This is a genomic window from Actinoplanes sp. L3-i22, assembly GCF_019704555.1.
GTDB lineage: Bacteria > Actinomycetota > Actinomycetes > Mycobacteriales > Micromonosporaceae > Actinoplanes.
The window spans coordinates 66,837-77,859 of the sequence record NZ_AP024745.1 but is presented as its reverse complement, the minus strand read 5'-3'; the positions used below and the strand labels follow the sequence as shown (position 1 = coordinate 77,859).

The following is an 11,023-nucleotide window of genomic DNA, read 5'->3' as shown; positions in this document are numbered from 1 at the left end:
CGGTCAGGATCGCGCTGAGGCACCATGGTCGGATGACTTCTCGCGTGCGTGCCCCCGAGCTCAAGGGTCGCGGCTGGCTCAACACCGGTGGGAAGGCCCTCACTCTGGCCGACCTGCGGGGCAAGATCCTTCTGCTCGACTTCTGGACCTTCTGCTGCATCAACTGTCTGCACGTGCTGGACGAGTTGCGGCCGTTGGAGGAGAAGTACGGTGACGCCCTGGTCGTGATCGGCGTGCACTCCCCGAAGTTCGAGCACGAGCGGGACCCGAAGGCCCTGGCCGCCGCCGTCGAGCGGTACGGCGTGCACCACCCGGTCCTCGACGACGGCGACATGCACGTCTGGCAGCAGTACGCCGCGAAGGCCTGGCCCACCCTGGCCGTGGTCGACCCGACCGGTTATCTGGTCGCCTCGATGGCCGGCGAGGGTCACGCCGAGGGCCTGTCCCGGCTGATCGACGAGCTGGTCGCCAAGCACGAGGCGGACGGCACGCTGCACCGCGGCGACGGGCCGTATGTTCCGCCCCCCGCGCCGGACGGTCTGCTCCGTTTCCCCGGCAAGGCGATCGAGCTGCCCGGCGGGAACCTGCTGGTCTCGGATTCGGCCCGGCACTCGGTCGTCGAGCTGTCCGCGGACGGCGAGTCCCTGGTCCACCGGTTCGGCGGCGAGGAGCGGAATCAGCCGTTCAGCGAGCCGCAGGGCCTGGTCCTGCTGCCCCCGGCGGTGGCCGGGACGGCCGGTTACGACGTGGTCGTCGCCGACACGGTCAACCACCAGCTGCGCGGGCTGAACCTGACGTCCGGCGAGATCACCCTGGTCGCCGGCTCGGGCCGGCCGTGGCGGTCCAGCGTGGACGATCACGCGCACGACGCGCTGGCCGCCGATCTGTCCTCGCCGTGGGATCTGGCCTGGTTCGACGGAAAGGTCATCATCGCGATGGCCGGCATCCACCAGTTGTGGTGGTTCGACCCGATCCAGCGCACGGTCGGCGTCTACGCCGGCACGACGGTCGAGGCGCTGCGCGACGGCCCGCTGCCCGACGTCTGGATGGCCCAGCCGTCCGGCCTGTCGGCCACCGAGCACCGGCTCTGGATCGCCGACAGCGAGACGTCGGCCCTGCGCTGGATCGAGGACGGCGCGCTGCACACCGCGGTCGGTCAGGGCCTGTTCGACTTCGGTCACGTGGACGGCCCGGCCGACACGGCGCTGCTCCAGCACCCGCTCGGTGTCGCCGCGCTGGCGGACGGCTCGGTGCTGGTCGCGGACACGTACAACGGCGCGGTCCGGCGCTACGACCCGGCGTCGAACGAGGTCTCCACGGTGGACTCCGGTCTCGCCGAGCCCAGCGACATCCTGGTCACGAGCGGCGGCGACGTCCTGGTCGTCGAGTCCGCCGCGCACCGGCTCACCCGGCTCGCGCCCGGCGTGGTGAAAACGGTCGCCGGCGAGCGGCACAAGACCGAGCGCCCGCCGTCCCACCTGGCGCCGGGCGAGGTCACGCTCGACGTGATCTTCACGCCCGCCCCCGGGCAGAAGCTGGACAGCCAGTTCGGCTCGCCGCTGCGGCTGACCGTCTCGGCGTCCCCGGCCGAGCTGCTGCTCGACGGCGAGGGCACCACCACCGACCTGTCCCGCAAGCTGGTCCTCAACCCGGACGTGCCGAAGGGCGTGCTGCAGGTGGTCGCCCAGGCCGCGACGTGCGACGTCGACGCCGAGTACGGCGCCTGTCACCTGACCCGGCAGGACTGGGGTGTGCCGATCGTCGTCGACCCGGCCGCGCCGAACCGTCTGCCGCTCATTCTCCGGGGTCTGGACGGCTGAACGGCCGTACCGGAACCGGGAGCCCGGCCCGCACCGCGCGGGCCAGCTCGACCGCGCCGGGGGTGTCCCCGTGCAGGCAGATGGAGCGGACCGGAACCGCGATCACCGTGCCGTCGACGGCGACCACTTCGCCGTCGACGGCCATCCGGGTCACCCGCTCGACCACCGCGGCCGGCTCGTGCACCAGCGCGTCCGGCCGCGACCGCGGCACCAGCCGCCCGTCGGGCAGGTATCCGCGGTCCGCGAAGCCCTCGCCGACCGCGGTGAGCCCGGCCGCCCCGGCCACCTCGAACAGCACCGACCCGGGCTGGCAGAGCACCGGAAGCGCCCGGTCGTAGGCGAGCACCGCCGCCACGACCGCCTCGGCCTGCCCCCGGTCGACGGCCGCGGTGTTGTAGAGGGCGCCGTGCGGCTTCACGTACCGCACCCGGTCGCCGGCCGCCCGGCAGAACGCCTCAAGGGCCCCGATCTGGTAGAGCACGTCGTCGCGGAGCTCGCCGAACTCGTAGTCGATCCGCCGCCGACCGAATCCGGCCAGGTCCCGATAGCCCACCTGGGCCCCGATCGCGACCCCCCTGCCGACGGCGGCCCGGCAGACCCGATGCATCGTGGACGGATCGCCGGCGTGGAATCCGCAGGCCACGTTCGCCGAGGTGACGACGTCGAGCAGGGCGTCGTCGTCACCGAGTCGCCAGGCGCCGAAGCCCTCGCCGAGGTCCGCGTTCAGATCAATCGGGGTCACACAGAAAATCATCCCGCAGGGTCAACCGTATGCGGCATCACTACCCGCTGGTAACCTACGGTGCCGTAACCTGGATCTCGTGACGACCTCAGCCCCGTTTCGGATGAAGCCGACCGACCTCGGCAAGCCGCGACTCCGCGGCCGGTTGCATCAGTACGCGTTCTTCGTCGCCCTGGTCTGCGGCGCCGTGCTCTGTTCGATCGCGCTGACCCGGCCGGGCATCGCCCCGTTCATCAGCTGCCTGATCTACAGCATCACGGTGTGCGGCCTGTTCGGCATCAGCGCGCTCTACCATCGGCGCGTCTGGAGCGAGCGCGGCTACCAGATCATGCGCCGGATGGATCACTCGATGATCTTCATCTTCATCGCCGGCACGTACACGCCGTTCTGCGTCCAGCTGCTGAGCAAGGGCATGGCCGAGCTGATGCTCGGCCTGGTCTGGGGCGGCGCCGTGGGCGGGGTCGCGCTCAAGGTGATCTGGCCGAACCTGCCCCGCTGGGCCGGCGCGCCGCTCTACGTCGCCCTCGGTTGGGTCGCCGTCGGCATCATCCCGAACGTGCTGCACGTCGGCGGCGTGACCTGCCTGGTCCTGATGCTGGTCGGCGGCGCGATCTACACGATCGGGGCGGTCTTCTACGCCCTGCGCCGGCCGAACCCGTGGCCGACCGTTTTCGGTCACCACGAGTTCTTCCACGCCTGCACGCTGGTGGCCGCGATCTGCCATCACATCGCGATCTACTTCGCGCTTTACGCCTGACGGCGGTCGCACGCGAAAATCGGCCCGGCGGTTCGCCGCCGGGCCGATTTCACTGTCTGAAGCAATTAGGGGTACGGAGTTCAGCGGTACGCGGGCGGCGGGGGCGGCGGCACGTCGTCCTGGCGCACCTCGCGGTACTCGTTGGTGTAGCCCGTCCCAGCGACCGGGGCGGCTGTCGAACGGGTGACGACCGTGCGCCGGCGGCTGTTCCAGAACCAGAGCGTGGTGACCAGTCCGATCAGGCCGGCGGCCATCAGAATCCAGCCGATCACGCTGATGTCGAGGCCGCTGATGTCCGCGTTGACGGCGAACGCCAGGATCGCCCCCAGAGCGAGCAGGAAAATACTTGCGCCGATGCCCATCGGGTCCTCCTCGAAAGCGGCCGGGCCATCCGGTTGAGAACCTGGCTCGACCATCCTGAATACGTCGATCGAGGCCTTACCCGGACGCGCGAAGTTCCAATCAGGCAAGCTGTTCCAATGACCTTGAGGACGCTGATCCTGCTACGCCACGCCAAAGCGGAGACTCCCGGCGAACTACCCGACTTCGACCGGAGTCTGACTGATCGGGGCACATCGGACGCTGATGCGGCCGGCGCCTGGCTGGCGGACGAGCGACTGCACCCCGACCTGGTGATCTGCTCGCCGGCCAAGCGCACCCGGGAGACCTGGCAGGCCGCGTCGGTGGCGCTGGCCCAGGGCAGCCCGGGCCACGGCGCACCCGAGGTGCACTACGAGGACCAGCTCTACTACGGCGGCCGGACCGAGGTGTTCGACCTGCTCCGGGCGGTGCCGGAGACGGTCCGCACGATCCTGGTCGTCGGCCACAACCCGACCATGTCCGAAGTGTCCGCCCTGCTCATCCCGGACGAGCAGTGGGACGGCGCCGCGATGGAGATGAAGACCTCCGGGCTCGCCGTGCACACCAGCGAGGCGGCCTGGTCCGAGGCCCAGCCGAAGGCGATGCGCCTGACACGTCGGCACACCGCCCGCGGCTGAGGACCGCTACTTCCGGTACCAGGTCCGGGTGCTGGCGTAACGGACGTTGCCCATTTTGTCGTACGCCCGAATCTGGATCTTCATGGTTTTGCTCTGCTTCGCGGTGTTGACCGAGAGCAGGTAGGCGGAGTGCGTGTCCCGCGCGACGACCTTGCCGTTGACCAGCATCTCGACCCGGCTGATGCCGCTGAAGTCGGTCGCCTTCAGCGAGACGTTCACGGTGCCCTTGACCTTGGCCTTGTTGGCCGGCGCCTTGGTGATCGTGATGGTCGGCCCGGTGTTGTCGGCGATCACCAGCTGGTTGTAGATCCGGGAGTTGCCGAACTTGTCGGTCACCTTCCAGGTCAGGCTGACGTACCCGTTGGCGCCGCCGGTCGTGACCGGGAACGCGTAGGCCACGTAGGGACTCGACCCGAGCGACTTCCCGTTCACCGAGAGCTCGACCGAGGCGAAGCCGACGACATCGGTCACGCCGAGCAGCTGCGCGTAGAACGAGGCGCCGACGTGCGCCTTGTGCGCCGGCCGGTACCCGGTGGCCGTCGGGCCCTCGGTGTCGACCTTCACCACGCCGTTCACGACCCGCTTGTTGCCGAGGGTGTCGGTCAGCGTCCAGACCAGCAGCGCCGAGCCGTTCGGCGCCCCGGTCACCGGAATCGTGTAGGGCGCCGAGGTGGCCGTGCCGACGGGCGCGCCGTTGACCGCGAGCTCGACCTTCTCGACGCCGCTCGGGTCGGTGGCGGACCCGATCGAGGTGACGAAGTCGCCGCGGACCACGGTGCCGTTGACCGGCGTGACGTTCGCCGGGAACGGGCCCTGATTGTCGAGGACCACCGGGCGGATCAGGGTGGTGTCGTTGCCGGCCCGGTCCCGGACCACGACGGCGATGGTCCCGTTGACGACCGGGAGCTTGCCGGCCCAGCGGGTGGTCCCCTCGATCTGCGTCAGGGTGATCCCGTCCTGGCCGAAGATCGTGTCGATGTCCGAGTCGGCGCTGGTCACCACGACGTTCGTCGGCGAGGTGACATACGTGCCGTCGGTGGTCGGCGTGAGCATCGTGGCGACCGGCGCGACGGTGTCCGCGAGCACCGTGACGACCTGCTCCGAGACGTTGCCGTCCTGGTCGTAGGCCTTGACCGTGATCGTCAGGTCGCCGTTGTAACCGGCCGGCGGCTTGAGCACGGCGCCGTTGCCGAAGTTGGTCACGGTGGCGGCCACTTGACCGTCGATCACGAACTCGACCCGCTCGACGACGCCGTCGGCGGCCGGGACCGGCGTGACCAGCACGCCCCGGGCCGGCACGAGCTGACCCGCGGTCAGGCCGGTGGACTGCAGCAGCGATGCGACCTCGGCGGCCGCGGCGGCCGGCACCGGGCTCACCGGCTCGGCGGCGACCGCCGGACCGGCGGCCAGGCCGACCAGAAGAAGGGAGGAAAGACAGGAAGCGATGATGCGCACCAGAGCCCCCGCTCGATGATCTCAAATATCGAGCACGATCTTACCGGTACGTCGATACGGTTACGTCCTCCAATTAGGTCAAGATCTGGAGAACAACGAAGGCCGGCGGACGCCATTGTCCGCCGGCCTACGTCTTTTTCAGGAGAGTGGGAAAAGCTTTTTAGCTCAGAACACGTCCTCGTCCAGGTCCATCAGGTCGAGGGTGGTGTTCTCGATGATCCGGCGGTCGGAGCCGAGCCGCGGCAGGATCTCGCGGGTGAAGAAGCGGGCCGCCGCCACCTTGCCGGTGTAGAACTTCTTGTCGGCCTCGGAGACCTCGCCGTTCAGCGCGTTCAGCGCCACCTCGGCCTGGCGCAGCAGCAGCCAGGCGAGGACCACGTCGCCGAGGGCGAGCAGGATCCGGCGCGAGGTCAGACCGATCTTGTAGAGCTCGCGGGCCTCGCCGTTCTGCACCGCGGCCAGCCAGCCCATCGTCACGCCGAGGATCTGCTGGAGCTCGCCGAGCCCCTTGCCCAGCGCCAGCCGCTCGTCCTTGAGCTGGCCGTTGCCGGCCTCGCTCTCGATGAAGCCCTGGATCTCGGTGGCGATCGTGCCGAGCGCGCGGCCGTTGTCCTTGACGATCTTGCGGAAGATCAGGTCCAGGCTCTGGATCGCGGTGGTGCCCTCGTACAGGGTGTCGATCTTCGCGTCCCGCACGTACTGCTCGAGCGGGTAGTCCTGCAGGAAGCCGGAGCCACCGAAGGTCTGCAGCGACTCGTGGCCGAGCAGCTCGTACGCCCGCTCCGAGCCGACGCCCTTGACCAGCGGCAGCAGGAAGTCGTTGACCCGGCTCGCGATCTTGGCGGCCTTCTCGTCGCCGGCGGCCTCCGCGATCGCGACCTTGTCCTGCCACGACGCGGTGTAGATCACCAGGGCGCGCAGGGCCTCGGAGTACGACTTCTGGAGCATCAGCGAACGACGTACGTCCGGGTGGTGGGTGATGGTCACCCGCGGAGCCGCCTTGTCGTTGCTGACCAGGTCGGCGCCCTGGACGCGGTTCTTCGCGTACTCCAGCGCGTTCAGGTAGCCGGTGGAGAGGGTGGCGATCGCCTTCGTGCCGACCATCATCCGGGCGTACTCAATGATCATGAACATCTGGCGGATGCCGTCGTGCTTGTCGCCCAGCAGCCAGCCCTTGGCCGGGGTGCCGTGCTCGCCGAAGGTCATCTCGCAGGTGTTGGAGACCTTGAGGCCCATCTTGTGCTCGACGTTGGTGGCGTAGACGCCGTTGCGCTCGCCGAGCTCGCCGGTCGTACCGTCGAAGTGGTATTTCGGCACGATGAACAGCGACAGGCCCTTGGTGCCCGGGCCGCCCACACCCTCGACGCCCACCGGGCGGGCGAGGACGTAGTGGATGATGTTGTCGGTCAGGTCGTGCTCACCCGAGGTGATGAAGCGCTTGACGCCCTCGATGTGCCACGAGCCGTCCGGCTGCTGGATCGCCTTGGTGCGGCCGGCGCCGACGTCCGAGCCGGCGTCCGGCTCGGTCAGCACCATCGTCGAGCCCCACTGCTTCTCGACGAAGAGCTTGGCCCACTCCTTCTGCTCGTCCGTGCCCTCGGTGTGCGCCACGTGGGCGAAGGAGGGGCCGGACGCGTACATCCAGATCGGGGCGTTCGCGCCGAGAATCTGCTCGGCGAGCGCCCACCACAGGGTGCGCGGGGCGAACGTGCCGCCCAGCGAGCCCGGCAGGTCGAGACGCCAGAACTCGGAGGCCATGAAGGTCTCGTACGACTTCTTGAAGGACTCCGGCAGCGGCGCGGTGTGCGTGGCCGGGTCGAACACCGGCGGGTTGCGGTCAGCGTCGGTGTAGCTGGCCGCGAGGTCCTCGCGGGCCAACCGGTTGACCTCGGCGAGAACGTCGCGCGCGGTCTCCGCGTCGATCTCGTCGAACGGCGCCTGGCCGAAGGCCTGGTCCGCCCCGAAGACCTCGAACAGATTGAACTGGAGGTCCCGAAGGTTGCTCTGGTAGTGAGTCATGGTGTTTGGCCCGCTCTCCGAACGCGAGTTACCCGTCAGTAACTAGCACTGTATTACTGATCGGTAGGCAGCGACAACCCGGGCAGCGATCTGTGACCAACCCACCTGCTCGGGGGGCGTGTTCGTCGGATCGAGGAACCGGCGTCGCCGATCGGGTGGTCACCCGGACAGCCGTTCGGCCATTTGCGGGTTTCGAACCGGGATCCACGTATCGCACACCCACGAGGTTCGTTGCTCCGGATAGACCAAGCTTTAAGGGGGACAACCATGTTCGCCACGATCAAAAGCCTGATTCCGGAACCCCGCCAGGCGAACCAGCCGCGAAATTACGTCGGCCGGCACCGCCAGCCCGAGCAGGCCCCGCCGGCACCGTCGCCGGTGCCGTCCTCGCCCACCGCACCGGCTCCCGCGGAGCCCGAGGAGAGTCCCGCCGCCTAGCTTCCGGCGGCTCGGGGACCCGGCTCAGCTTCCGGCCGCGCCGACTTCCCAGCTGGGCACCGGGACCGAGGCGCCGGCGTCGGGACCCGCGTACTCCAGCAGGACCAGCGCGATGTCGTCCTCCAGGCGCCCGTGCACCCAGTCGACCAGCGCGGTCTCCAGGGACGCCAGCCCGTCGCCGACCGTGCCGTGGCCCAGCAGTCGCCAGGCGCGATCGGCGGTCGGGAAGAACTCGCCGTCCCGGCGCGCCTCGCCCAGGCCGTCGGTGAAGAGCAGCAGACGGTCGCCCGGCTCCAGCCGCTCGACCCGCGCCTTCACCTCCGGCATGAACCCCAGCGGCGGCGCCGGGGCCGGCGGCTCCAGCGGAATGACCTGGCCACGGCGGAGCAGCAGGGGCGCCGGATGTCCACAGTTGACGATCGTCAGCGTGCCGCCACGCTCCTCGACCAGGGCCGCGGTCACGAAGTCCTCGTCGCCGACGCTGCGGGCGACGGCCCGGTCCAGGTCGGCCACGATCGACTTCAGGTCGGCCCGCTCGAACGCGACATGCCGGTAGGAACCCAGCACGATGCTCGCCAGGCGGACCGCGTCCAGACCCTTGCCGCGCACGTCACCGATGATGATCCGGACGCCGTACGGCGTGTGCAGCGCCTCGTAGAGGTCGCCCCCGATGTCCGCGGCCGCGGTCGCCGAGATGTACCGCCCGGACACCGCCAACGAGCCGACCTGCGGCCCGATCGGACGCAGCACCGCCTGCTGGGCCACCGAGGCCAGCTGGCGCAGCTCGGCGATCCGTTCGGTCTGGCGCTGGCGCATCGTCGCGGCACCCACCGCGATCCCGGTCGCCAGCAGCACGCCGAGCAGATAGACCATCCCGCTCGGGCCGGCCGCACCGGCCTGGCCGACGAAGACCGCGCCGAGCACGGTGGCGACCACGCCGACGCCGACCACGTACTGCCAGGCGGCGAAGAGGGCGGCGACCATCGGGGCGATCGCGAGCAGGCCGACGTAGGCGGCCGAGGTGGTGTCCGTGGACTCCATCGCGGACACGATCACGAGCAGCACGAGGGCCGCGCCGAGGCCGGCGCGGTTCCCTGAACTCATCGGGCGGCGGCCCGGCGCGAAGGTAGGCATGGTTCCGCGGAACAGCATGCCCGATCCACGTCACATCGGGCATCAACTTGACCCCTTGTCCGATGAGGTTCTGACCACCTGTCAGTGGCGGGGTCATTCGGTCGGTCCACGGGAGGCGGCGCGGCGATGACACGATGTGCCGATGAACGACGATCTCCGTGACCGTCTCCGCCAGGGTTTTCGCTGGACGGACCCGGGTCCGCCGGCCGACTATCTGGTCAGCGACCGGTCCGGCTGGTGGCGGGATCCGGCAATTCTGGACGGAGTGGGCCCGGCGCTCGCCGATTTCTTCCGGGCCGAGCGTCCCACTGTCGTGGTGTCACCCGAAGTGACCGGATTTCTGCTCGGGCCGCTCGTGGCGCGGGCGCTCGGCGTCGGGTTCGTGGAGGCGTACCGCGCCGGGGCGCGCCGGGCCATCGCGGAGCCGATGCTCTGGGCCGAGGTCCCGGCCGATCATCGAGGAGAGATTCAACATCTTGGCGTACGGCGTGAGCTGCTCGCCCCCGACGACCGCGTGCTCGTCGTCGACGACTGGGCGTCGACCGGCGCCCAGGCCCGCGGCCTGCGTGGGCTGCTCGGCGATCGGTACCTGGGGACTGCGGTGATCGTCGACGAGTGCCCGCCCGGGGTCACCGCCGAGTTGACCATCCGCAGTCTCCTGACCGCCGCCGACCTCGAGCCGTGAGGTCCTCTGTGCTCAGTATTTGCGCTGGTAGCCGGCGAGCGCGCCACGGCCGATCTGCCAGCCGATCGCGGCGTAGGTGGCCAGCCCCTGCACCACGTACGGGTCCTGGGCGATCAGCTCCTGCGCCTCGGCCTCGGTGTCCACGTCCAGCAGGATGATCCCGCCCACCGGCGGGTCCTGCCGGCCGGCGGTCACCGCGAGGCCCCGCTCCTCCAGCCCGGCGAGGAACGTGAGGTGCTGGTCCCGCGCCTGGTCGACCTCGGCGAGCGGCTTCTGGTAAGTCGAAATCATGAGATACACGTCGTCATCGTAGATCTCCGCTCCGGCCACCCGACCCGCCGACGGAAACCCGGCGTGGGATCCGCGGCGACCCGATCGGGGGACATCGCGCGCCGGGTGGCGGAGGGCTGAGCGGGCAGGGCCGATCGGCCGTCCGGGCGGTGACGATTTGCCCTGTATGAGAGCTACGTTGCAATGGTGCAGATCCAGATCATCGCGACCCCCGATCCGGCGTTGATCGCGGCGGCGACCAGGCGACGGCTGCGGACCCCGGTGCTGGTGGCCCGCAGCGCCGGCTGGGTGCTGCTGCTCGTCACCGCGCTGATCCAGTTCGTCACCGGCGACCTGCAGCCCGGCCTCCTGATCGCCGGCGCGGCGCTCGCCCTGGCGGTGCCGCTGGTGCTGCTCAACCGGACCGCGCGCCGGTCGATGCGGGGTGGCCGGCCGGCCACCTACGAGATCAGCGACGGGGGTGTGGCCCGCTCGGACGAGGTGGGGCGGCACGCGTACGCCTGGCGGGCGTTCCGGAGCGTCGAGGCGCTCTCCGGCCAGCTGATGTTCAGCCTGCGCGGCGGCCGGTGGGTGCGGGTGCCGACGACCGGCCTGAGCACGGCCCAGGTGGACCAGGTGCTCGGCGCCGCCTCCGCCCAGGGTCTGCGCGTCCATCGCTGAGCCTGGGGGCGGGGCTCACGTCGT

11 protein-coding genes are annotated in these 11,023 nt (G+C 70.0%); 5 read left to right on the top strand and 6 right to left on the bottom strand.

Annotated elements, in window-relative coordinates; genetic code table 11:
* The first annotated feature begins 32 nt into the window (after nt 1–32).
* Complete coding sequence (locus tag L3i22_RS00365) at nt 33–1,820, top strand: NHL domain-containing thioredoxin family protein (protein ID WP_221325019.1); 1,788 nt, start codon at nt 33–35, stop codon at nt 1,818–1,820.
* Here L3i22_RS00365 and L3i22_RS00360 read toward each other — a convergent pair.
* Entirely contained in the window at nt 1,795–2,553 is a 759-nt protein-coding gene (locus L3i22_RS00360; protein ID WP_221329721.1) for a LamB/YcsF family protein, read from the bottom strand. The genes L3i22_RS00365 and L3i22_RS00360 overlap by 26 nt on opposite strands.
* A gap of 88 nt (nt 2,554–2,641) precedes the next feature.
* Here L3i22_RS00360 and L3i22_RS00355 point away from each other — a divergent pair, with 88 nt between their 5' ends.
* Nucleotides 2,642–3,319 carry a hemolysin III family protein gene (locus L3i22_RS00355; protein WP_221325018.1) on the top strand — a complete coding sequence of 226 codons (678 nt, stop codon included), beginning with the start codon at nt 2,642–2,644 and terminating at the stop codon, nt 3,317–3,319.
* A gap of 80 nt (nt 3,320–3,399) precedes the next feature.
* Here the strand turns inward: L3i22_RS00355 and L3i22_RS00350 are convergent, their stop codons facing one another.
* Nucleotides 3,400–3,681 (bottom strand): DUF6458 family protein, encoded by a 282-nt coding sequence (locus L3i22_RS00350; RefSeq protein ID WP_221329720.1) that lies wholly within the window; start codon nt 3,679–3,681, stop codon nt 3,400–3,402.
* A 117-nt stretch (nt 3,682–3,798) separates the two neighbouring features.
* Here L3i22_RS00350 and L3i22_RS00345 point away from each other — a divergent pair, with 117 nt between their 5' ends.
* Nucleotides 3,799–4,317, top strand: a complete 519-nt coding sequence (locus L3i22_RS00345; protein WP_221325017.1) for a histidine phosphatase family protein — start codon at nt 3,799–3,801, stop codon at nt 4,315–4,317.
* A gap of 6 nt (nt 4,318–4,323) precedes the next feature.
* Here the strand turns inward: L3i22_RS00345 and L3i22_RS00340 are convergent, their stop codons facing one another.
* The 3 genes from L3i22_RS00340 to L3i22_RS00330 form a co-directional block, all read right to left on the bottom strand.
* Nucleotides 4,324–5,772: an Ig-like domain-containing protein gene (locus L3i22_RS00340; protein WP_221325016.1), complete on the bottom strand. Its 1,449-nt coding sequence runs from the start codon at nt 5,770–5,772 to the stop codon at nt 4,324–4,326.
* Nucleotides 5,773–5,937: 165 nt separating this feature from the next.
* Nucleotides 5,938–7,791 carry an acyl-CoA dehydrogenase gene (locus L3i22_RS00335; protein WP_221325015.1) on the bottom strand — a complete coding sequence of 618 codons (1,854 nt, stop codon included), beginning with the start codon at nt 7,789–7,791 and terminating at the stop codon, nt 5,938–5,940.
* Between the two features lie 462 nt (nt 7,792–8,253).
* A complete protein-coding gene (locus L3i22_RS00330) occupies nt 8,254–9,381 on the bottom strand; it encodes a PP2C family protein-serine/threonine phosphatase (RefSeq protein ID WP_221325014.1) in 1,128 nt (375 codons plus the stop codon).
* A 124-nt stretch (nt 9,382–9,505) separates the two neighbouring features.
* Here L3i22_RS00330 and L3i22_RS00325 point away from each other — a divergent pair, with 124 nt between their 5' ends.
* Nucleotides 9,506–10,048, top strand: coding sequence for a phosphoribosyltransferase (locus tag L3i22_RS00325; protein ID WP_221325013.1), 543 nt, complete (start codon nt 9,506–9,508; stop codon nt 10,046–10,048).
* A 12-nt stretch (nt 10,049–10,060) separates the two neighbouring features.
* Here the strand turns inward: L3i22_RS00325 and L3i22_RS00320 are convergent, their stop codons facing one another.
* Nucleotides 10,061–10,339 carry a YciI family protein gene (locus L3i22_RS00320; protein ID WP_221329719.1) on the bottom strand — a complete coding sequence of 93 codons (279 nt, stop codon included), beginning with the start codon at nt 10,337–10,339 and terminating at the stop codon, nt 10,061–10,063.
* Nucleotides 10,340–10,522: 183 nt separating this feature from the next.
* On the opposite strand from L3i22_RS00320, the gene L3i22_RS00315 reads away from it, so the two are divergent.
* Nucleotides 10,523–10,999, top strand: coding sequence for a YcxB family protein (locus L3i22_RS00315; RefSeq protein WP_255657848.1), 477 nt, complete (start codon nt 10,523–10,525; stop codon nt 10,997–10,999).
* Nucleotides 11,000–11,023 lie beyond the last annotated feature (24 nt).

Coding starts and splice junctions, on each gene's coding strand:
- L3i22_RS00365 (WP_221325019.1), top strand. CDS start 33: ATGACTTCTCGCGTGCGTGCCCCCGAGCTCAAGGGTCGCGGCTGGCTC.
- L3i22_RS00350 (WP_221329720.1), bottom strand. CDS start 3,681: ATGGGCATCGGCGCAAGTATTTTCCTGCTCGCTCTGGGGGCGATCCTG.
- L3i22_RS00345 (WP_221325017.1), top strand. CDS start 3,799: ATGACCTTGAGGACGCTGATCCTGCTACGCCACGCCAAAGCGGAGACT.
- L3i22_RS00335 (WP_221325015.1), bottom strand. CDS start 7,791: ATGACTCACTACCAGAGCAACCTTCGGGACCTCCAGTTCAATCTGTTC.
- L3i22_RS00330 (WP_221325014.1), bottom strand. CDS start 9,381: ATGCTGTTCCGCGGAACCATGCCTACCTTCGCGCCGGGCCGCCGCCCG.
- L3i22_RS00325 (WP_221325013.1), top strand. CDS start 9,506: ATGAACGACGATCTCCGTGACCGTCTCCGCCAGGGTTTTCGCTGGACG.
- L3i22_RS00320 (WP_221329719.1), bottom strand. CDS start 10,339: ATGATTTCGACTTACCAGAAGCCGCTCGCCGAGGTCGACCAGGCGCGG.
- L3i22_RS00315 (WP_255657848.1), top strand. CDS start 10,523: ATGGTGCAGATCCAGATCATCGCGACCCCCGATCCGGCGTTGATCGCG.